Origin of the sequence: Cryobacterium serini (assembly GCF_004404025.1) — a bacterium.
Taxonomy (GTDB): domain Bacteria; phylum Actinomycetota; class Actinomycetes; order Actinomycetales; family Microbacteriaceae; genus Cryobacterium; species Cryobacterium serini.
The window spans coordinates 128,490-149,258 of sequence record NZ_SOHN01000016.1 but is presented as its reverse complement, the minus strand read 5'-3'; the positions used below and the strand labels follow the sequence as shown (position 1 = coordinate 149,258).

Annotated in this window: 17 protein-coding genes; 4 read left to right on the top strand and 13 right to left on the bottom strand. The window is 62.7% G+C overall.

Annotated elements, in window-relative coordinates; all coding sequences use genetic code 11:
- Positions 1-82: 82 nt before the first annotated feature.
- The 3 genes from mmsB to E3T51_RS12700 all read right to left on the bottom strand — a co-directional run bounded on the left by mmsB (position 83) and on the right by E3T51_RS12700 (position 4,073).
- Positions 83-1,396, bottom strand: coding sequence for a multiple monosaccharide ABC transporter permease (gene mmsB / locus E3T51_RS12710; RefSeq protein ID WP_134530154.1), 1,314 nt, complete (start codon positions 1,394-1,396; stop codon positions 83-85).
- The gene (gene mmsA / locus E3T51_RS12705) at positions 1,393-2,943 is read right to left on the bottom strand and encodes a multiple monosaccharide ABC transporter ATP-binding protein (RefSeq protein ID WP_134530153.1); all 1,551 of its coding nucleotides are present in this window, start codon (positions 2,941-2,943) and stop codon (positions 1,393-1,395) included. The genes mmsB and mmsA overlap by 4 nt, the downstream gene beginning before the upstream one ends.
- An 83-nt stretch (positions 2,944-3,026) precedes the next feature.
- Positions 3,027-4,073, bottom strand: coding sequence for a LacI family DNA-binding transcriptional regulator (locus E3T51_RS12700; RefSeq protein ID WP_134530152.1), 1,047 nt, complete (start codon positions 4,071-4,073; stop codon positions 3,027-3,029).
- A 157-nt stretch (positions 4,074-4,230) separates the two neighbouring features.
- Here E3T51_RS12700 and E3T51_RS12695 point away from each other — a divergent pair, with 157 nt between their 5' ends.
- Complete coding sequence (locus tag E3T51_RS12695; RefSeq protein ID WP_134530151.1) at positions 4,231-5,049, top strand: shikimate 5-dehydrogenase; 819 nt, start codon at positions 4,231-4,233, stop codon at positions 5,047-5,049.
- 112 nt (positions 5,050-5,161) lie between these two features.
- On the opposite strand, the gene E3T51_RS12690 is transcribed toward E3T51_RS12695, so the two are convergent.
- Together E3T51_RS12690 and E3T51_RS12685 are read right to left on the bottom strand one after the other, a co-directional pair.
- On the bottom strand, positions 5,162-6,313 hold the full coding sequence (locus tag E3T51_RS12690; RefSeq protein ID WP_134530150.1) for a cystathionine gamma-synthase: 1,152 nt from the start codon (positions 6,311-6,313) through the stop codon (positions 5,162-5,164).
- A gap of 23 nt (positions 6,314-6,336) precedes the next feature.
- Complete coding sequence (locus tag E3T51_RS12685) at positions 6,337-7,701, bottom strand: cystathionine beta-synthase (RefSeq protein ID WP_134530149.1); 1,365 nt, start codon at positions 7,699-7,701, stop codon at positions 6,337-6,339.
- A 257-nt stretch (positions 7,702-7,958) separates the two neighbouring features.
- Here E3T51_RS12685 and E3T51_RS12680 point away from each other — a divergent pair, with 257 nt between their 5' ends.
- Both E3T51_RS12680 and E3T51_RS12675 read left to right on the top strand, forming a co-directional pair.
- The gene (locus E3T51_RS12680; protein WP_134530148.1) at positions 7,959-8,639 is read left to right on the top strand and encodes a DUF3105 domain-containing protein; all 681 of its coding nucleotides are present in this window, start codon (positions 7,959-7,961) and stop codon (positions 8,637-8,639) included.
- Between the two features lie 15 nt (positions 8,640-8,654).
- The gene (locus tag E3T51_RS12675; RefSeq protein WP_134530147.1) at positions 8,655-9,359 is read left to right on the top strand and encodes a DUF305 domain-containing protein; all 705 of its coding nucleotides are present in this window, start codon (positions 8,655-8,657) and stop codon (positions 9,357-9,359) included.
- Between the two features lie 100 nt (positions 9,360-9,459).
- On the opposite strand, the gene E3T51_RS12670 is transcribed toward E3T51_RS12675, so the two are convergent.
- From E3T51_RS12670 to E3T51_RS12645, 6 genes are all read right to left on the bottom strand, one after another.
- Positions 9,460-11,391 (bottom strand): ABC transporter ATP-binding protein, encoded by a 1,932-nt coding sequence (locus E3T51_RS12670; protein ID WP_420898438.1) that lies wholly within the window; start codon positions 11,389-11,391, stop codon positions 9,460-9,462.
- A 72-nt stretch (positions 11,392-11,463) separates the two neighbouring features.
- Positions 11,464-13,443, bottom strand: a complete 1,980-nt coding sequence (locus E3T51_RS12665; protein ID WP_134530146.1) for an HAD family hydrolase — start codon at positions 13,441-13,443, stop codon at positions 11,464-11,466.
- Entirely contained in the window at positions 13,444-14,511 is a 1,068-nt protein-coding gene (locus tag E3T51_RS12660; protein ID WP_134530145.1) for an ABC transporter ATP-binding protein, read from the bottom strand.
- A complete protein-coding gene (locus tag E3T51_RS12655) occupies positions 14,508-15,374 on the bottom strand; it encodes an ABC transporter permease (protein WP_206751178.1) in 867 nt (288 codons plus the stop codon). Before E3T51_RS12655 ends, E3T51_RS12660 begins: the two co-directional genes overlap by 4 nt.
- Positions 15,371-16,315 carry an ABC transporter permease gene (locus E3T51_RS12650; RefSeq protein ID WP_134530143.1) on the bottom strand — a complete coding sequence of 315 codons (945 nt, stop codon included), beginning with the start codon at positions 16,313-16,315 and terminating at the stop codon, positions 15,371-15,373. The genes E3T51_RS12655 and E3T51_RS12650 overlap by 4 nt, the downstream gene beginning before the upstream one ends.
- Complete coding sequence (locus tag E3T51_RS12645; RefSeq protein WP_134530142.1) at positions 16,312-17,451, bottom strand: extracellular solute-binding protein; 1,140 nt, start codon at positions 17,449-17,451, stop codon at positions 16,312-16,314. Before E3T51_RS12645 ends, E3T51_RS12650 begins: the two co-directional genes overlap by 4 nt.
- Before the next feature lie 279 nt (positions 17,452-17,730).
- Between E3T51_RS12645 and E3T51_RS12640 the strand changes: the two genes are divergently transcribed.
- Entirely contained in the window at positions 17,731-18,474 is a 744-nt protein-coding gene (locus E3T51_RS12640; RefSeq protein WP_338145159.1) for a GntR family transcriptional regulator, read from the top strand.
- Positions 18,475-18,539: 65 nt separating this feature from the next.
- On the opposite strand, the gene E3T51_RS12635 is transcribed toward E3T51_RS12640, so the two are convergent.
- Entirely contained in the window at positions 18,540-19,514 is a 975-nt protein-coding gene (locus E3T51_RS12635; RefSeq protein WP_104192492.1) for a carbohydrate ABC transporter permease, read from the bottom strand.
- Positions 19,511-20,644 carry a carbohydrate ABC transporter permease gene (locus E3T51_RS12630; RefSeq protein WP_134530140.1) on the bottom strand — a complete coding sequence of 378 codons (1,134 nt, stop codon included), beginning with the start codon at positions 20,642-20,644 and terminating at the stop codon, positions 19,511-19,513. Before E3T51_RS12630 ends, E3T51_RS12635 begins: the two co-directional genes overlap by 4 nt.
- Positions 20,645-20,769 lie beyond the last annotated feature (125 nt).

Below are 20,769 nucleotides of genomic sequence, written 5' to 3'. Positions count from 1 at the left end.
TTCTATTCGTTGATGTACGGGACGTGATGGAAGGGGATCTGGGAAATTCATGAGACCAGTGGCGTTTATGGAACGCGGGCAGCTAGTTGGGCGGCAGGTCGGCCGGCCGCGAGGTCGCCGACGTGCCGGTCCCCGGGAGCACGGCTGGCGGTGATGCCGGAGGTTCGGTGGCCGTGCGTTTGCGGGTGAGCAGGCCGATAATCGACGGCCGACCCTGGCTTTTGTTCCAGACATCTACTCCGACGGCTACCAGTAGCACCATGCCCTTGATGATCTGCACCTTGTCGGAGCCGACGCCCAGCAGCTGCAGCCCGTTGTTCAGCACCGCCATCACCAGGCCACCGACGATGGAACCAATGACGGTACCGATCCCGCCCGATACCGCGGCGCCACCGATGAACACCGCGGAGATCGCGTCGAGTTCCCAGCTCAGGCCGTCTTGCGGGCCGGATGCCCCGGCGCGAGCGACGAAGATCATGCCGGCCAGGGCGGACAGGATCGACATGTTCATCATGACGAGAAAGTCCACTCGGCGGGAGTTCACTCCGGAGAGTTCCGCTGCGAGCTTGTTGCCGCCGACGGCGTAGATATGACGGCCAAAGATGGTGTTGCGGGTGACGAAGCTATAGAACAGCACGAGTACGCCGAGGATTATGCCCGACACCGGGAAGCTCGTACCGACCCGGCCACCAGCAAACAAGAACGTCGCGTAGATGACAACGGCGTCGAGGAGTCCGACCTTGACCAGGCTGGCCCAGAGCGGCGATGAGTCAGAGTGCATGGTCTTCTGCACGCGTCTGGCCCGCCATTCCCGCACGGCAATGGCGATAGCAATCAGAAATCCGAGTACCAGGGTGAGGTTGTTGAAGCCGGTTATCGGACCCACCTCCGGCAGGTAGCCGGCACCGATCACGCTGAAGCCCTCAGAAACGGGCACCGTGTTGGCGTTACCGAAGAATTGGTTACCACCACGGAAGATGAGCATGCCGGCCAAGGTCACGATGAAGGCTGGTACCCCTATATAGGCCACCCAGAATCCCTGCCAGGCTCCAATGAGTGCGCCGACCAGCAGGCCGAAGAGCACGGCCAGCGGCCAGGAAAAATTCCAGTCGGCCATGGACGTGGCCACGACGATGCCGGCGAACGCGGCCACCGACCCAACCGACAGGTCGATGTGGCCCGCAATGATCACCATGACCATCCCAATGGCCAGAATCAGAATGTACGAGTACTGGCTGACCAGGTTGATCAGGTTGCCCGGTGAGAGCGTCAGCCCGCCGGTCAAAAACTGAAACAGCACGATGATGGCGATCAGGCTAAAGAGAATGCCGAATTGGCGAATATTGGCACCGAAGACCGACTTGCGTTTCTGTGTCGTTGTCGTGTTGCCGCTCATATGCTGCGCACCTTCTTCTTGGCAGAGGTCATGCTTTTCATCAGGGTTTCCGGGTCGGCGTCAGCACCGTCAATGCAGTCGGTGATGGCGCCTTCGAAGATTGTGTAGATGCGGTCAGCCAGGCCGAGCAGCTCCGGCAGCTCGGACGAAATCAAGATCACTCCCTTGCCCTGGGCGGCGAGCGCTTGGATAATTCCGTAAATCTCGTATTTCGCACCGACGTCGATGCCGCGGGTCGGTTCGTCGAGAATCAGGATGTCCGGGTCGGTGAACATCCACTTGGCCAACACCACTTTTTGCTGGTTGCCACCGGAGAGCTTGCTCACGCCCATATCAACGTTGGGAGTCTTGATGCGCAGGTTTTTGCGGTACTCCTCGGCGACCGAGTATTCTTTGGCGTCGTTGACCACTTGACCGACCGAGATTTTCGAGAGCTTGGCCGAGACGACCGATTGCTTGATGTCGTCGAGTAAATTGAGTCCGAGTGCCTTGCGGTCCTCACTCACGTAGGCCAATCCATGCTCGATCGCCTCGCCGACGTTGCGCAGGTGGATCTCCTTGCCGTCTTTGAAGATGTGACCCGAGATGAAGTTGCCGTAGGAGCGGCCGAAGATGCTCATGGCCAGCTCGGTGCGGCCGGCACCCATCAGCCCGGCGATACCGACGATTTCGCCGGTACGCACGGTGAGATTCGACCCTTTTGCAACCATCCGCTCTGGCACCTGCGGGTGTTGCACGGTCCAATCGCGCACCTCGAAGAAGACTTCGCCGATCTTTGGCGTACGGTCGGGAAACCGACTCTCCAGGCTACGACCGACCATGCCACGAATGATGCGATCTTCGTTGACGCCGTCGGCTGCAATGTCGAGGGTCTCGATCGCCTTGCCGTCACGAATGATGGTGATCGTGTCGGCGACCTGCTCGATCTCGTTGAGCTTGTGCGAGATCATAATCGAGCTGATGCCCTTGCCCTTGAGCCCTCGAATGAGGTCGAGCAGGTGCTGGGAGTCGGCTTCGTTGAGCGCCGCGGTCGGCTCGTCGAGAATGAGCACCTTGACCGATTTGTTGAGGGCCTTCGCAATCTCAACCAGCTGCTGCTTTCCGACACCGATGTTCTTTACCTGGGTGTCGGGATCGTCACGCAGGCCGACCCTGGCGAGCAATTCGTAGGCCGTGCGCTTGGCGCCGATCCAGTCGATGGCACCCCACTTGGTGGGTTCGTTGCCGAGAAAGATGTTCTCGGTGATCGAGAGTTCCGGAATAAGCGCAAGCTCCTGGTGGATGATGGCGATTCCCGCCGCTTCGCTCGAGCGGATGTCCTTAAAGCGCATCTCGGCACCGTGCAGGATGATGTCACCGGAGTAGGAGCCATATGGATAGACTCCCGAGAGCACCTTCATGAGCGTGGATTTGCCGGCGCCGTTCTCACCGCAGATCGCGTGAATCTCTCCGGCCTTGACGGTCAGCGACACGTCGGACAGTGCTTTGACGCCGGGGAATTCCTTGGTGATGGAACGCATCTCCAAGATCACGTGCTCTACCGCCATTGGTTTGCTCCTCATCAGCGGCCAGTGTGACCGTTCACATCGAAGTCTATGCTGGCCCGTGCGCCCAGCCATGTCAAGACCGGTTAATAACGCTTGAGTAACGGCAGTCGAGAGACCGGTACCGGGCCAGTGGATCCGCGCACGACAAGGCAAGGCGCGATTGGGCTGGCGACGATTTCGTCGGATGTCCCGATCGCCGAGAGCAGCGCTTCGAACGCCCGCTGACCGATCGCCTCGAAGTCTTGGTGCACCGTTGTCAGGGGCGGCCAGCTATGCCTGGCAACCGGCACATCGTTGAATCCGACCACGCTGACGTCGCCGGGAACATTGAGCCTGGCGTCGTGCAGAGCGTGCAGCAGCCCCAGGGCCATTTCGTCATTGGCCGCAAACACGGCCGAAAAATCCCGCGATCGAAGCAGCTCCCGCCCCGCGAAATACCCAAAGTCAGCAGTCCAGTCACCCAATATGGGCGGGTGGGTCATGAGGTCGGCGTCGTCGATCTCAAGCAGAAACCCGCGCATCCGCGCTTCGGCCTCGTTCCAGTCCTGCGGGCCGGCCAGGTGCACGATCTCCCGGTGTCCGAGATCGATGAGGTGGCGGGTGGCCATCCTCGCGCCCAATATTTGATTAACCGCGAGCGCCCGAAGATCATGTTTCCCCGTGGATTGCAGGCTGACACAGGGAACTGCTGCGTCCAGGCGCTCGAGCACATCGAAAACGCGTTCCTGGGGGGCGATGATCACGAGACCCTCGACCGCCTGATCAAGAAGGTGTTCCAGGGCATCCTCGATCGCTGCGGGGTCAGCCACATTCAGGTTTGCCGTGTCGACAAAGTACCCGCGCCGCCGGGCAGCATCTTCGATGGCTACGACACTGCGGGCAGGACCGTACTGGGCGCTCGAGGCAGTCAAGACACCGATCGTACGCGACCGCCCCTTGGACAGCGCTCTGGCCGCTTGATTCGGCCGGTACTGCAGTTCCTCCATTACTTGGAGGATGCGTGCCTTGGTTGACTCCCGAATGCTGGGATGGTCGTTGAGCACTCGAGACACCGTCTGGTGTGAAACTCCGGCAAGGCGTGCAACATCCCGAATACTCGGTGCACGTTCCTTGGGCGGCTCTGCCGACATGGACTACCTTGCTCGCATGTGCACGGTCACAATTGTGAGCGCAGGACCATTATGCCCTTCGCCTGGTTTTTCCGGGAAACTAGTTTCCGCGCCGACGGTCTCAGTGGGCACCGTCGTTGACGCGCGACACGGCCTTTGAACAGGCCACACTGTACACATGCCCATTCTCAACAAAGACATGACCCTGTGCATTTCGCTGTCGGCGCGGCCCAGCAATCTCGGCACCCGGTTTCACAATTATCTTTACGAAGAGTTGGGTCTGAACTACATCTACAAGGCTTTCGCCCCCGCGAGCCTCGCCGATGCCATCGCGGGTGTGCGCGGGCTGGGGATTCGCGGTTGTGCCGTGTCGATGCCCTATAAAGAAGATGTCATCGCGCTCATCGACGACATGGATGCCTCGGCGTCGGCCATCGACTCGGTCAACACGATCGTGAACGACGACGGCCACTTGACCGCGTACAACACCGACTACTCGGCCGTGCAGCGACTGCTGACCGAGCACGAGGTTCCAAGCGCCTACTCGGTAATCATTCACGGAAGCGGCGGAATGGCCAAGGCCGTCGCGGCGGCCCTGCACGACGCCGGGTTCGCTCGGGGCACGATCGTGGCGCGCAACGGGGTCACCGGCGGCGCCCTGGCCACGCTCTACGGCTATGGCTGGGCGCCCGAAGTTGGCGCGCTGACCGCCGACCTGATCGTCAATGTCACACCGGTGGGCATGGCCGGGGGCACGGAAGCCGGTATCGTTTCGTTTCCGGCTGCAGCGATCGAGGCGGCGAGGATGGTGTTCGACGTCGTCGCCTCTCCCGCCGAAACACCACTCATTCTGGTCGCGCGGGCGCTGGGCAAGCCGGTCATCACCGGCGCTGAAGTCGTGGCTCTGCAGGCCGAGGAGCAGTTCTTTCTGTACACCGGCATCCGTCCCACCCCCGACCAGGTACGCCGCGCCGCCGCCTTCTCCCGCCTCCCCTGACCCCACGCTCTACCTTCCGGGCCCGGGCCCGGAAAGTGGGCCCATGATAGATCATGGGCCCACTTCCACAACATGGGCCCAGCCCGCGAAATATGAACCGCGCGACCGTCAATCAGGCGCGGGGCAGCGCGCTCTCGAGGTCGGCAATGAGGTCGGCAATATCTTCAATGCCGACGGAGAGGCGCACGATATTGTCGGGCACCTCAAGTTCGGTGCCGCGCACCGAGGCATGCGTCATCTCCGAGGGGTAATTCACGAGAGATTCGACCCCGCCGAGCGATTCGGCGAGCTGGAACAGATGCATCGATTCGGCGAACAAGCGCGCAGCAGCGGCTCCGCCGACGAATGCGAGAGAGAGCATGCCGCCGAAGCCGGACATCTGCTTTTTCGCCAGGTCGTGCCCGGGGTGGCCGGGCAGTCCCGGGTAATACACCCGTTCGATGGCCGGGTGGCCGTCGAGAAATTCCGCGATGGCCTGGGCATTGCTGCAGTGCCGTTCCATGCGCACCGAGAGCGTTTTGATGCCGCGCACGGTGAGCCAGGAGTCGAGCGGAGCCGACACCGGGCCGGCCGCGAACTGCAGAAACTGAGCCTTCTCGTAAAGCTCGTCGTCATTGATGATGAGGGCGCCACCGAGCACGTCGGAGTGGCCGCCGAGATACTTCGTGGTCGAATGCGCAACCACGTCAGCGCCAAATTCCAGCGGATGCTGCAGCGCCGGCGACGCAAAAGTGTTGTCGACGATCGCGACTACGCCGTGCCGGTGCGCGATCTCGGCGAGCGCCGCGATGTCGCTGATCTTCATGAGCGGGTTGCTCGGCGTCTCCACCCAGAGGATTTTCGTTTCGGGGCGGATGGCCGCTTCGACCGCTGTGAGGTCGCTCATCTCGACCGTCGTGTTGAGCACACCCCAGGCGGCGTGCACCCTGTTGATGAGGCGGTGGGTTCCGCCGTAGACGTCGTTGCCGAGCACGACGTGGTCGCCGGGCTTGAGAATGGCACGCAGGATGGTGTCCTCAGCGGCGAGTCCGCTCGCGAACGCCAGGCCGTGCTTGCCACCTTCAAGGGCGGCGAGCAGCGTTTCGAGCACAGTGCGGGTGGGATTGCCACCACGACTGTACTCATAGCCGCCACGCAGGTTGCCGATGCCGTCCTGAACGTAGGTGGAGGTCTGGTAGATCGGCGGGATGACTGCGCCGGTGGTCGGGTCGAGGGCCTGACCGGCGTGGATGGCGATCGTGTCGAATTTCTGATTATCGGTCATTGTGGGCTCCTCTGTGAAAAAGATCAGACACTCAGGTAGCTGAGCAGGTCGTGCCGGGTGATGACGCCGAGCGGCTTGCCACCGTCGGTCACCAGCAGCGCGTCGTGGTCGGCGAAGGCGGCGCGGGCAGCCGCCACCGGCTCGTTGACCCCGATCAGCGGCAACGCATCACCGACGATTGAACCGACCCGATCGGTGAGCTTCGCGTCGCCGGAGAAGACGAGGCCCATCAGGGCACGTTCATCGACCGCACCGAGTACCTCACCCATGACGACGGGGGGCTTGGCGCTCAGCACGAGCAGCTGCGACACACCGCCCCTCGTCATGGTTTCTATCGCGTCGTGCACGGTATCGCTCGGGTGCACGTAGACGAACGCGGGAAGTCCCCCGCTCTTCGAATCGAGCAGGTTCCCCACCGTGTGACCGGTCGGGGCGTTGCTGAAACCGTAGCTGCGCATCCACCCGTCGTTGAAGATTTTCCCCAGGTAGCCACGGCCGCCGTCGGGTAGCAGCACGACGATCGTGTCATCGGGGCCGAGCTTCTCGGCCGCGCGGAGGGCCGCCACGACGGCCATGCCGCTGGAGCCGCCGACGAGGATCCCTTCTTCCAGGGCGAGTCGGCGGGTCATGGCGAAGGAGTCGGCGTCGGAGACGGCGATGACCTCGTGCACGACCGTTGGATCGTACGCGCCGGGCCAGAAATCCTCGCCGACACCCTCGACCAGGTAGGGCCGACCGGTGCCGCCGGAGTAGACCGAGCCTTCCGGGTCCGCTCCGATGATGCGCACGGCATCGTTCGAGACCTCGCGCAGGTAGCGTCCGGTACCGGTGATGGTGCCCCCGGTGCCGACCCCGGCGACGAAATGGGTGACGGTTCCGTCGGTGTCACGCCAGATTTCGGGGCCGGTGGTCTCGTAGTGGCTGAGCGGGCCGTTCGGGTTGAAGTACTGGTTGGGCTTGAACGCTCCCGGGATGTCCCGGGCCAGCCGGTCGGAGACGCTGTAGTACGACTCGGGGTCGTCCGGTGCGACGGATGTCGGCGTCACGACGATCTCGGCGCCGTAGGCCGTGAGCACGTTGCGCTTATCTTCGCCGACCTTGTCGGGCAGCACGAACACGCATTTGTAGCCGCGCTGCTGGGCCACCAGGGCAAGGCCGACACCGGTGTTACCCGACGTGGGTTCGACGATTGTGCCGCCCGGCTTCAACAGACCGTCGCGCTCTGCGGCATCGATGATGCGCACCGCGATGCGGTCCTTTGCCGACCCGCCCGGATTGAGGTATTCGAGTTTCACGAGGACGGTCGCGGTCAGGCCGTCGGTCACCTTGTGGAGTTTGACCAGGGGGGTGTCACCGATGAGGTCAAGAATGGTGTTTGCGATCTTCATAAAATTCCTTTTGTCGGGCCCAACGCCCTCGGGCGGGCGCGGCCTCGGGTTTGCTCACCGGTTCAGCGGCGGCCGACGCATTCATGCAAAATTGACTATCGACCGCAGCAAGACGACATTGAGCGGTCGCTCTCCTACTCTAACGGGCGCCGAGATCCGGCCATTAGGCTGAGAAATTACCGTGAGAGCGGCATCGGGGGAAGCTACAGGGACGGCTGATACGTTCGAATAGAAGCAGATCCAACAGAGAGGCCCTCGTGACCCCCCAGCCCGGCTCCCCCGTGAACAAAGCGTCGATCAAGGAAGAACGCGCCGCAAAGCGCGCGAAAAAGTTGGAGGAATACCACCGCCAGCAAAAGCGCGGCAAGCGTAACCGGCTGATCGGAATCATCGGCGGCGCTGTGGCGATCGTCGCGATCATCGCCCTGATCGTGAGCGCGTTCGTGCTCACACCGAAGGCCGCCAACTATGCCGGCGGCGGCGCGGGCGATGCGTCGACCATCGAGGGTGTCGAGACCTTCACGAACACAGCCGGCCACGTCGAGACCGCCGTCACCTATGAGCAGACGCCGCCCGCCGGCGGCCAGCACGCTTCGGCCTGGCTCAATTGCGGCGTCTACGATCAGGCGGTTCCGAACGAGAACGCCGTGCACGCACTCGAACACGGTGCCATCTGGGTCACCTACGATCCATCGATCTCCGACGCTGAGCTTGATCTGCTGAAGACGGAACTGCCCTCCAGCTACATTGTGCTGTCGCCCTTCGAAGGAATTCCGGCACCGATCGTGCTGAGCGGCTGGAATTCACAGCTGCAGGTCGACAGCGCTGACGACCCGCGCATCGCCGAGTACCTCACCGAATTCTGGAAGAGCACCAACGTGCCAGAAGACGGCGCCCCCTGCTCCGGTGGGATCGACGCACCCGGCAAAGCTTCTTAAGCCGCGCTCAACCACGTGACTTCTGACCACCCCCAGCCCACGGCGGATGCTCACCCACCGCGCCAACGCCGCTCGGTTTTGCGCGCCATCACCGTCACTGTCGTGATCACGGCGCTCGTCGTCGGCGCTGCGGCCTTTTCGGCGGGACGACTAAGCACACTCACCGACGCCACGCCCGACACGACCAGTGCTGAGGCTGGTTTTGCCAGGGACATGCAGGAACACCACAACCAGGGCGTCGAACTTGCCCTGATTGTGCGCGATCGCACCGACGACGCGCCCGTGCGTTTGCTTGCCTACGACATTGCCACGACGCAGGCCAAGCAAAGCGGGCAGATGTCGGGCTGGCTCGCCGTCTGGGGGCTGCCGCAGTTTGCTCCCGAACCGTCGATGACCTGGATGACCCGGTCGGGCCTGTCCGGTGACACGCACGATTCGTCTCACTCGACCAGCACTGACGGCGGACACGTCGCCGGAGAACCGATGCCCGGACTGGCGACCCCGGCGCAGATTACCGCGCTCACCGCGGCGTTCGGTATGGAAGCGGAGCGGCAGTTTCTCGTCATCATGATCGCTCACCACTTGGGCGCGATCGAAATGGCCGAGGCCGTTCTGGACCGCAGCACGAACGCGACCGTGCAGGCTTTCGCTACCTCGGTGGTGCTGAGCCAGGAATCCGAGATCGAACTGATGACCGGCATGCTCGCCGAGCGTTCGTAACCCCGTTGCCGTCTCGGGCCCACCTTATAAAAACGGGTCCAGTTTACGAACTGGGCCTGTGGATGGGGCCCGGGCCCCATCCATGGGAGTCTCTTGGCAGTCAGGGGGCGGGGAGGCGCTCCGGGGGTTCCGCAGCGGCGGGGCTTGACGTGATTTGGCGGGCGTAGAGGCTCGCATAGACGGCGCCGCGGGCGAGCAATTCTGCGTGGGTGCCGCGCTCCACGATGCGGCCGGCTTCGACAACGAAGATCACGTCGGCGTCGACGATCGTCGAGAGGCGGTGCGCGATCGCAATCGTGGTACGACCATGACTCGCGGTGTCGAGCGCGGCCTGCACCACACTCTCCGAGATGGAGTCGAGCGCGCTCGTGGCCTCATCGAGGATGAGCACCGGCGGGTCTTTGAGTAAGACGCGCGCGATGGCGATGCGCTGCTTCTCGCCGCCGGACAGCCGGTAGCCGCGCTCCCCCACCATGGTGTCGTACTTCTCCGGAAAGGAGTCGATGGTGTCGTGAATGTTGGCGGCGCGGGCGGCAGCGACCAGTTCGGCATCCGTTGCCTCCGGCTTGGCGTAGCGCAGGTTCTCGGCGATGGTTGCGTGGAACAGGTAGGTCTCCTGGCTCACGATGCCGATGTGGGACACGAGCGATTCCTGTTGCAGGTCGCGCACATCGTGGCCGGAGAACAGCACGCGGCCGGCTGAGGCTTCGTAGAAGCGCGGAATCAGGTACGAGACGGTGGTCTTGCCGGCGCCCGACGGCCCTACAAACGCGGCGAACTGGCCCGGCTCGATCGTCAGGGACACGTCGTCGAGGGTCGGGCGCGCGTCACCGCGAGCGTCCGGGTAGGCAAACCGCACTCGGTCGAACTCCACCCGTCCTCGAGCCGCTCCGGCCGACGGCACTCGAGCAGCGCCGGGCTTGTCGCTGATCGCCGGCTTCAGGTCAAGATACTCGAAGATGCGCGCGAACAGCGCAGACGACGTTTGCAGATCGAGGGCGACCCGCATGAGGCCGAGCAGCGGAAAGATCAGGCGCGCCTGCACGGTCGTGAAAGCCACGATCGTACCGGGTGTGATATCGGTCGTGCCGTTGAACACGAGCGCCCCGGCCACGAGATACACGATCGCCGGGATCGCCGACAGGAACACGCTCACCGTGGCAAAGAACCACTGGCCGCTCATCTGCTGGCTCACCTGCAGGCGCACCTGGTTGCGGTTCTCCTCGGCGTACCGGTCGATCTCGTTCTGCTGCCGGGTGAAGCTTTTGGACAACAAAATACCCGAGACGCTCAGGGTCTCCTGGGTGATGGCGGTCATGTCCGACAGCGACTCCTGGGTCTTGCCGGCGATGCGCGCCCGCACCTGACCGACGCGGCGCTGCGCGAACACGAGAATCGGCATCAGCACCACGGCCACGATCGTCAACTGCCAGTTCAACAACAACATGGCCACGAACGCGGCGATCACGGTGACGGTGTTGCCGAGGATGCTCGAAATGGTGTTGGTCAGAACCGTCGCGACGCCACCGACGTCGTTTTGCAGCCTCGACTGAATGACGCCGGTCTTGGTCTTGGTGAAGAAGCTCAGTTCCATCGCCTGCAGGTGGGTGAACAGCCTTACGCGCAGAGCGCCCATAACCTTGTTGCCCACCGTCGCCGTAAGCCAGGTCTGCCAGACACCGAGCAGCGCATTGACCAGGAATACACCGAGCATGAGCGCAACGAGAACGCCGAGAACCGAGAGGTTGGGGGTGCCCCCGGCCGGAAACAGTCCGTCGTCGAAGGCGCGCTGGGTGAGAAGCGGCGGCACGACCGAGAGAGCGGCGCTGATCAGAACCAGCACGACGGTAACGATGAGGGTCTTGCGGTGCGGCGAAAACAGCACGAAAATACGCTGCAACAGGTGCGGGATGCGCGGTGCCTCGGCGTTCTCGGCCCGCTGCGCCGCAGCGTCCGCCCCGCTCACCCGGCCGCGCTTCATGCCGACGGCTGGCCGCGACCCGAAGCTTCCCGAACCGTGCTCTGAACTCATATTCTCATTTTAGGTGCAGCGGCAGAGGCTGCACGGTGAGGCGGATGTCCCCATTCGGCCCGGGACCCTCCGTCAATTCCACGCTAACCGAGCCACGACAGCTGCGTGGTCGGTCGGCCATGCATTCTCCAGGTGGTGGCCCAGAATATCTCCACCCAGGCCAACACGGCGCTTTCCGGTGGCGCTAAGCATCGCGGGTGCCGCGCTCTCTGTCTCAGCGGCGACGGTGAACGCCTCTAAAGCACGCGCGCCACGGCTAAAGATGAAGTCAATCCGATCTCGAGGCTCCTCACCAGCCGGGATGATAGGAGACCAGGTGTGTCCGGGCACAGCATCAACATCGGGATGAACGACTCGAAACGCATCGGCGTACCCCGCGACCTCGAGCATGCGTGAGGCGGGCCACTCGACGCTATTAGCGCGGTGCCCCGGCTTCCAGTCCAGATGCGAGGGAACGTTGAAATCGCCCATGACGAGAATTGGATCCTGTGCAGACACGACGCCCTCACTCTCGAGCCGACCCTGTTCGGACAAAATTTCTGCGAGTTCGGCTGTGCGCCGGCGTTCGCCCCGGCTGGCGAGGGTATGGCGCGCAGGAATACGAGCATCACCAGCGGTATAGGGGCCGTAGTCAGCGTGCCACAGGTGTACGGACCACACCGTGACGGCGCCCGTCGGCGTGAAAACGGTGGCACAGGTAGCAAACGAATCGGTATCGGTACGATGAAGCGCCAGGGGATACGGACTTATCACCGCGGTATCCTGTCCCTGTTGCGCGATATTCCACCCCATTGCTGCCGCCAAACGACGGCCATGATCCCCGAAACACTCCTGCAGGGCCACGATCGAGTGGGGAGATTCTCGAAGGTACGCGACCTGCTTGGCGTGACCGTCGTTGGAGTGGCATCCGCCAAACCAGAGATTCCAGGACATGGCGGTCACACCCTGCTCCGGCAATTCCGGAGTGAGCGCGGCGGGCGCCGCTGCCTGAGGAGCTGCGGTCTGCCCCTCTGGCCGGATGGAGCGCACCGTGAACTCACCGGTCCGCCCGTTCCATTCCGGTACTACACCATCCGTCACCAGCAGAAAACGATAGGTCCCTTCAGAAAGATGGGCCAGATCCATTGATACAGATTTGCTTTCGGTCAGCACGGATGCCGATGCCACGGGGCGACCTGCCGGCAACTCGTTCCACAGACAGTCACCCTGCGCATAAACCTGCACGCGCGATGACTGTTCGGCCGGATACTGGCACTGCACGGTCAGAGTCGACGTCACCGCGTCGAAAGCGCCGTGTGCGAGGGTATGCGGGCCGAATTGCACGGGCTTCTCCCGGTCAACGATGCGGGCCCAATCGATGAGTTCTTCGTCGAGCAGAGTGGTGTGCCGCACGTGGCAGTCGAGGTCCACTGCCGGGTCAGCGTTGACGCCGACGACGAGCAGTCCGGCGCTCATCGCTGCCACCGCCCCCACCGCCGAGTCTTCGAAGGCGACGGCGGTCTCGGCGGTTACCGACGAATCGATTTCGTGCAGTTTGCGGAGGGCGGCTACGTACAGCTCCGGCGCGGGTTTGCCCGCCGACACCTCATCCCGGGCGACGGAACACGTGATCAAGTCCCGCACACCGATACTATCCAGGATCTGATCGAGCAGCGCACGCGGACTGTTTGACGCGACCGCGACGGGGAATCGTGACGCGAGTTCGCTCACCAGGGCCACAGCTCCCGGCATCGAGGTCGCCTCCCGGGCGATGAGGGATTGAAACTCTTCGGACAGCGATACCTCTAATTCACCCACCAGAGGGGTCGGAAGCCCGGCATCCGTCAGGACCATCACGAGCTGTGCCGCTACGGCATCGATGGAGCCACCACGAAACGTGGCCAAGTCGGTCAGGGTCGCGCCGCGCGCGTTCGCGCACGCCGCCACGACCCGCAACCAGAGGTCCTCGGTGTCCGCGAGCAGTCCGTCGCAGTCAAAGATGATTGCGGATGCCGCACCCGGCAGCAAGCTCGCGCTCACGTCAATGCTGGTGTTGAGAAATTGGACTTGCATTTATGCCTCCATCCGAAGCGCCGGGCGCCCCGTAAGTCGAACCCGAACTCTCAGGCCGATAGGTAACTCGGTGACGCTAGCGGAAGGAACGTCGACCTTGATCTCGGAACTTCCATGGCTAATGTCACCCTCGATCTTGGCCGTGATACGAGTGGTCGCACCGCGGTAAACGTGGGAAACAATGTGGGCAGATCCGCGCTCGGACGCCTCCAGCATGAGCGATTCGGGCCGCACATAGAGCAAATCGCTATCGCCATCACGGTGAGGTGCCCATACTTCGGGGACGGCCGCGCCGCGGGCGATAGCGAGTTGGTTGGTCGTACCAACGAAACGAGCAACAAAATCAGTACTCGGTTGGTCGTAGAGAACCCCCGGCTGATCAATCTGTTCGATTCCACCGCCCCGCATGACCGCTACCCGATCGGCCATCGCTAGCGCTTCATCCTGATCATGGGTGACGAAGAGCATCGTGATCCCGAGCCGGAGCTGCAGGTTGCGAATCTCCTCCCGAAGCGAGGCGCGCACCCTGGCATCCAGAGCCGACAGCGGTTCGTCCAAGAGCAGCACCCGAGGCTCAACTGCGAGGGCCCGTGCTAGCGCGACGCGCTGCTGCTGCCCGCCGGAAAGTTGGGCCGGAAACCGATCTGCGAAACCGGGCAGCCCGACCAGATCGAGCAGAGAGGTCAGTTTCGCTACCCGCTTGGCCTTGCCTTCGCGTCGCACGACGAGTCCGAACGATACGTTGTCGGCCACACTGAGGTTGGGAAACAGGCTGTACGACTGAAACACCATGCCAATGCCGCGACGGTGGGCCGGGACCTGCAATACATCGCGCCCGTCAACCGTGAGAGTACCGCTCGACGCGGTCTCGAACCCGGCGAGAATACGCAGCGCTGTTGTTTTTCCGCAACCAGAAGGCCCGAGCAGCGCGACGAACTCCCCGGGTTCGACTGTGAGGTCAAGGCCGGTGAGCACGGTGGTGTCACCAAACTTTTTGCTCACCGAGGTGTACTCGATGCGGGCCCCCGTTGCACTTCGGGGGTGATCTGTTGCTGCTGCAAGCGTCACGATTCGTGTCCTTTCAAGGCCAGGGCGCGCGCAGGAGCTGCCCGTCCGGCGAGTACGGTCATGGCGATCAACAGTGCCCAGGTGAGGGCGTTGATGAGGAGGGACATGGAGATTGACGCGCGAAAATTGGATCCGGCAATTTGAGTGAGCCAAACCGGCAGGGTTCGATAGCCCAGCGTCACCGCCATTGTGAATTCACCCAGACACAGAGCAATACAGAAGAAGGTACAGAAGATGACCGGGCCTTTAATGTTGGGCAGAACGACACGCCGGAGCACTGTAGCGCCGCTGGCCCCGAGTGAATGTGCGCTCTCGACGAGGGTGCGCAGGTCAATGGTGCGCAGACCAGCATCGAGCGATCGAAATACGAATGGCAGGGTCAAGACGATGTAGCTGCCGACCAGGACGATGGGCAGGTCGGGGTTTTGTAGCAGCTGGCTGATCTGAGCTGGCGCAGAACCGCGACCGAAACTGGCCATGCTGCGCAGCACGGTGACTAATCCGGCCGCTAGAGCGATTGACGGCACGACGAGGGGGATCGTGCAGAGGATCTCCATAACCGGGCGCCACCGGGGCGCCTGCAGGTGGAGATAAACCATGGTCGGAACCATGATGGCCAGCAGCCCGACAACGGTCAGAACAGTTATGAGCAGCGTCAGCGAGAGCGCACCGAAAAATCCCGGGTCGCGCACCGATTCCGCATACGGCTCAAAGGTAAATCCGGTGGTGGGCACGTAGATACTGAAAGCCAATGCGCAGATCATCGGCACTGCAATGTAGAGCGCCACCAAGATGATCAAGGCCCAGCTGAGCCCCGGCGCCACGACACGGATGCCGCGAGCCGCACGCGTTGACTGCCTCATTTGAACCATTTCAGGCTCCGTTTCTGCAGCGGCATGTAGACAAGTAGGACCAGCAGGGCCACGATGATCATGTTGACGCCCAGCGCCATGGCCACATTCTCCTGTCCGGCCAGGTTGCCACCGGCCAGTCCGCTGTCGATGCGCAGGGTAATGAGGGGTACTCCGCCGCCTCCGATCAGGGCCGCAGCCGAGGCGTGGGTCGCAAATGACGCGCCGAAGAGCAGGATGAATCCGCCCAGAATCGCCGGAGTGGCGATCGGCAAGCCGACCTTCTTCCAGAAATGCCAGCTGGTTGCCCCCACGGATGCCGCCGCCTCCTTCCATTCCAGGCGCAGGCCGGCCAGGGTGGGCAGAACGACCATGACCATGGTTGGTATCAGAAAATACTGGTACATCAGAATGAGTCCGCCGCTGCTGTAAAGGGTAAAACCCAGTTCAGTCAGTGACAGGAGCCCCGTCATGATGCCCGCGTTGCCGACCGCCGCGATGAAGGAGAATGCGAGGGGAACGCCCCCGGAATTGGCAAGCACGCTGGTGAGCACGGTGACCACAGCGGTGAGTTTCTTGGAGCGCGTGGTGAGAATGGCTTGCGCGAGGGCGAGACCGATGATGCCACCGGTCAGGGCTGCGATCACGCTAATTTGCAGGCTGTTCTGCATTGCGTCCCAGGACGCCCCCCGAAAACTGGCCACAAAGTTGGCGAGGCTGGGCACATAGTTTCCCGGGTCGTTGACGTCGGCGACTCGGAATGCCGCCAGCACGATACCGAAGACCGGCACGCCCAGAAAAAGCGCGATGAAGACGAGAAAAGGGATGAGCCCCATGAACGAGGCGTTGACTCGGCGCTCGGGCCGGGCGTGCAACGAATGAACGAGATCCGCTGCCCGGTCGACCGGATCAGTGCCGGATGGTGCATCGCTCCTCGTCACTGTGAGCGTCACGAGGCGACCGCTGCGTCCCACTTCTCAGCCAGGAGCAGGTTGGCGGCGCTGCGCTGGGCTTCGGACGGAAACTCGAAGCCGTTCGTGACGGTCGGGAGCCTATCGGCCGCAGCCATGTCGACAGCACCGGATTCGACCAGTGCGTCAAAACGCACGGGTCGGGTGTAGCCATTGAGCAGGATGTTCTGGCCCTCGTCGGAGTACATGAACTCGATCCAGAGGCGCGCCGCAGCGGGGTGCGGGGCGTCTGCGTTGATCGACGCGGCATAGTAAGACGCCATAGTGCCGTCCGTCGGGATGGCAACCCGAAAGTCGACACCAGCCGCGGCAGTGTCATCGGCGACTGCCAAATTCAGGTAGTCCCAGTTGATAATGATGGGGGTTTCACCGGTTTCCAGCGTGCCAGCGTTGGCCTCGACCGGAATGAGGATGCCGCTCGCCGACAAATCCGCCATAAAGTCGATACCTGGCTGGATGTCGTCGAGACTGCCGCCCATCGCCATCGCTGCGGCCCAAACCGCGTTGAAGCCGGATTCGCCCTGGGCAGGGTTTCCGGTCAAGGCTACCTTGCCGGCGTACTGCGGGTCGTCGAGTTCGGCGAAAGATGTGGGACACACCGCCACTGCCGCCGCGTCACACCCGATGGTGACGTAACCGCCGTACTGATTCGTCCACCGACCGTCGGTGTCCGTCAGCGCCGAGTCAATGTCAGCAACCGTGGCAGGACGATACTCAGCCAGGAGCCCCTCAGCACTGGCGCTGTTGGCGAAGGAAACTCCGGTGTCGAGGTAGTCGAGGGACCGGCTCTGGCCGATGCGATTCTTGATGGCATTGATCTGATCCTGGCTGGAACCGGCCGAGGTGTCGTTGTCTACTTCGATGCCGTAGGTCGCCGTGAATTCCTCGACTAGTACTCCATAGTTGGCCCAGTCCGGATACAGTCCCATGACGTTCAGGGTGCCTTCATCCTGCGCAGCACGGACAAGGCTGTCCAGCCCTCCGCCGGCTTCGACCGAGGTCGCGGCGGCCCAGCCGACGTCCCCGGCAGCGTCAGTGGAGGTGCTGGCACAACCAGACAGGCCAATCGCGCCGACGAGCAGGATTGCGGGCAGGTAACGGCGGTGCGACGTGTTCATTGAAATCCTCTTCAGCCAGAATGATCGTGTACCGGTGGGTCACCGACGGAGACTCCCGAGACGAAAGATCATTGCTCACCAAACTTCTCTAGTGAACTTTAACCTTTGACGTTCAAAGTTCACTAGATAAGTTGGGCCGGGATGGGTAAGTTGAGTGACGAGTAGGTAAACGCTCGGTGAACCCCCAGTGCGTGAGTCCGGTGCGGTCTGCGCACGTAGCGGTGACGCAATACTTTGGACAGTGATCCAGGCCGGGCGCTCAGAGCGCGGCCGTACAGAGTGAGGTTGGGCGTGGCGAGGTATCACGACATCGCAGAAGCCCTTCGAGGCGCAATTTCCCGGGGTTTCTATGAGCGCGGAAGTCAGTTGCCCAGCGAACGTGAACTCTCCGAGGAGTTCGACGTTGCTCCCGGTACCATCCGGCAGGCACTGGGCGAACTCGAAACCGAGGGGGTCCTGGCCTCCCGTCGTGGCAGTCGGCGCACCGTCGTCGGCGAGCCGCGGGTAGCCGCCACGTTCGAAGAATTTCGAAGTTTTGCCCAATGGGCGTCGTCGCGCGGGCGCGTTCCAGCCGGCCACGTCATCTCGGCGAGGTGGCAGGACGCTTCGCCGCTCGACCTCGAGGAACTTCGGCTACCGACGGCCGCTCGCGTCTTCTGCGTTGTGCGGGTACGTCTGCTCGATGGCAGCGCCATCATGGTGGAGCGCACCCGCTACCGAGATTCGGTCGGCGCCGAGGTGGAGCGGATACCGTCCGACTGCGCGTCGGTGACTGCTTGGCTCGCAGCGACGGCCAACATCACTTTTTCCCGCGCGGAGCATCAGTTTTCCGCCTGCCCAGCAGGGACGGAAGACGCGCGGCTGCTCCATGTGCGCCGCGGGTCCCCGCTGCTCATGCACAAGCGCGTTAGCTTCAGCCGCGACGGCCTACCGCTGGAGTGGTCAGTCGACCGTTACGTCGCCGGCACCATCCGCCTCGTCGTCGATAACTCCCTCAATGCAAATGCGTTGCGCTGGGAATGACGGCCGAGGGCCACCCCGCCGGGGTCGGCCCCCGGCAACCACGCACCGGAGAACTGCAGTCCCACCTATCCCTTCGTCGACCCGGCAAGCAGGCCGCGCACAAAGAAGCGTTGCAGCGAGAAGAATACGATCAACGGAACCAGAATCGACAGGAAAGCACCGGCCGTCAGCAGATGCCAGTCCTGCCCGCGGGCACCGGAGAGTTCGGCGAGCAGTTTGGTCATCGGAGCGACCGCGCCGTCCGCGAAGATCAGCGCCACCAGCAGGTCGTTCCAGACCCAGAGAAACTGGAAGATGGCGATCGACGCGATGGCCGGCATGGTCAGGGGCAACACGATACGAAAGAAGATCTGCCCGTGGCCGGCGCCGTCGACCCTGGCCGCTTCAATAACTTCGCTCGGTATCTCCGAGACGAAGTTGTGCAGCAGGTAGATGGCCAGTGGAAGAGCGAACATCGTGTGCGCGATCCACACCTGCGAATAGCCACTGCCGGGGTTAAGCGCCGCGACGACCGGGAAGCCAAAGACAGTGCCGCCGGAGAAGAACTGCAGGAGCGGCACGAGGGCCATCTGGATCGGCACGATCTGCAAGGCAAAGACGCCGATGAACATGGCGTCCTTGCCCCGAAAGTCAATCCAGGCGAAGGCATAAGCCGCGAGGCTGGCAATCATCAACGGAATGAGCGTGGCCGGCAGGGTGATTGCCACCGAGTTGATGAATGACCCGGCCAGATTGAGCTGGCTGTTGCCGGCAGCAAGCGCCGCGGTGTAGTTGTCGAAGGTGACCCCGGTGTTGGTGAAAATGGTCCACCAACCGGTGGTGCGCACCTGCTGCGCCGGCCGGAATGACGATACCAACAGACCGAGGGTGGGGATAGACCACAGCACCGCGATGATGAGCGCCCCGATGGTCGCCCCTCGGCTGGTCAGCCGCTTCTTGGTGTTGCGGGCGATGGGCGATTCCATCCGGCGAACGCCGCGGCGCAGGCGCCGTGTGGTCTGGGCGTCCACGGGAAGTCTTACGGGCATGACGGAGCTCATCGGATTTCCCTCTGCTTCTTGATCTGGCGGGCGTTATAGACGACGATCGGCAGCACCAGCAGAAACAGCACCAGGGCAAAGGCGGCTGACCGGCCCTGCTCGAAGTTCTTGAACTGGGTGTACATCTCGTTGGCCACGACGCTGGTCTCATTCGACCCGGCAGTCGTGGTGCGCACAATGTCGAAGACCTTGAGCGAGACGATGGAGATTGTCGTCAGAACGACGACGAGGGCGCTGCGGATGCCGGGGACGGTCACGTTCACGAACTGCTCCCAGGCGTTGGTGCCGTCGAGTTCGGCCGCCTCCATCTGTTCGGTCGGCACGCCCTTGATGGCGGCGGACAGCACCACCATGGCGAACCCGGTCTGTACCCAGATCAGGATCACGATGAGGAACAGGGTGTTGAACGGCGACACCGACAGAAAGTCCACCGGCTGCCCGCCGAACATGACCACGAGCTGGTTCAACAGGCCGATCTGCTCCTGGTCGGCCGGGCGGGCCGTGTAGACGAAACGCCAGATGATGGATGCTCCCACCAGGGAGATGGCCATCGGCATGAAGACCAGGATCTTGAAGTACTTCTCGCCGCGGCTCTTGTCGATAAACACTGCGTAGGCGAGACCGGCAATGGTCGAGATGGTCGGAACGATCAGTACCCAGACGATGGTGTTCAGCACGATGCGCACGTTCTCGGGCTGGGTGAAGATCCACGCGAAGTTGTCCAGGCCGACGAAACGGTCACCGCGAGCGCTCATGAAGGCCTGCACCGTGGTCTGGATGGTCGGAATGACCAGGCCGATGGCGAGCAGGATCACGGCCGGGGCGAGAAAACCGACCAACTGGAACAGGTAGCCGGCACCCTTGCGCGAGCGGTAGTCAATGTAGAAGAAGCCGAGGCCTAGAGCACCCGCGGCAATTATGGCCCAGGTGTAGGAATTGCCGGCGACGAGGATGAGCAATGGCGCGAGCACGCACACAGCAAGACGGATGACCGTGTAGATGCGGCCAGGGCGGGGGGCGATCTCGACAAAGAACAGAATGGCGGCAACGACGACGCCGAAGGCCACGATGATGACGGGAACTTGCGCCAGCGCCGGTAGCTGCGCTAGCCAGGAGAAGAAGGCGGACATCTGAAACCTTTCGAGTACGACAGTGGACCCTGAAGATTGCGAGTGAACCGGAAGAACTCGTCGAAACGTACACCGGTGACGCGAGGTGTGCCGCCCGTATCTGGAGGCGGGCGGCACACTGTTCA

Excerpts from the sequence above, each read along its gene's own strand:
- mmsB (WP_134530154.1), bottom strand. The coding sequence starts at position 1,396 with ATGAGCGGCAACACGACAACGACACAGAAACGCAAGTCGGTCTTCGGT.
- mmsA (WP_134530153.1), bottom strand. The coding sequence starts at position 2,943 with ATGGCGGTAGAGCACGTGATCTTGGAGATGCGTTCCATCACCAAGGAA.
- E3T51_RS12700 (WP_134530152.1), bottom strand. The coding sequence starts at position 4,073 with ATGTCGGCAGAGCCGCCCAAGGAACGTGCACCGAGTATTCGGGATGTT.
- E3T51_RS12695 (WP_134530151.1), top strand. The coding sequence starts at position 4,231 with ATGCCCATTCTCAACAAAGACATGACCCTGTGCATTTCGCTGTCGGCG.
- E3T51_RS12690 (WP_134530150.1), bottom strand. The coding sequence starts at position 6,313 with ATGACCGATAATCAGAAATTCGACACGATCGCCATCCACGCCGGTCAG.
- E3T51_RS12685 (WP_134530149.1), bottom strand. The coding sequence starts at position 7,701 with ATGAAGATCGCAAACACCATTCTTGACCTCATCGGTGACACCCCCCTG.
- E3T51_RS12670 (WP_420898438.1), bottom strand. The coding sequence starts at position 11,391 with ATGAGTTCAGAGCACGGTTCGGGAAGCTTCGGGTCGCGGCCAGCCGTC.
- E3T51_RS12665 (WP_134530146.1), bottom strand. The coding sequence starts at position 13,443 with ATGCAAGTCCAATTTCTCAACACCAGCATTGACGTGAGCGCGAGCTTG.
- E3T51_RS12655 (WP_206751178.1), bottom strand. The coding sequence starts at position 15,374 with ATGAGGCAGTCAACGCGTGCGGCTCGCGGCATCCGTGTCGTGGCGCCG.
- E3T51_RS12645 (WP_134530142.1), bottom strand. The coding sequence starts at position 17,451 with ATGAACACGTCGCACCGCCGTTACCTGCCCGCAATCCTGCTCGTCGGC.
- E3T51_RS12635 (WP_104192492.1), bottom strand. The coding sequence starts at position 19,514 with ATGAGCTCCGTCATGCCCGTAAGACTTCCCGTGGACGCCCAGACCACA.
- E3T51_RS12630 (WP_134530140.1), bottom strand. The coding sequence starts at position 20,644 with ATGTCCGCCTTCTTCTCCTGGCTAGCGCAGCTACCGGCGCTGGCGCAA.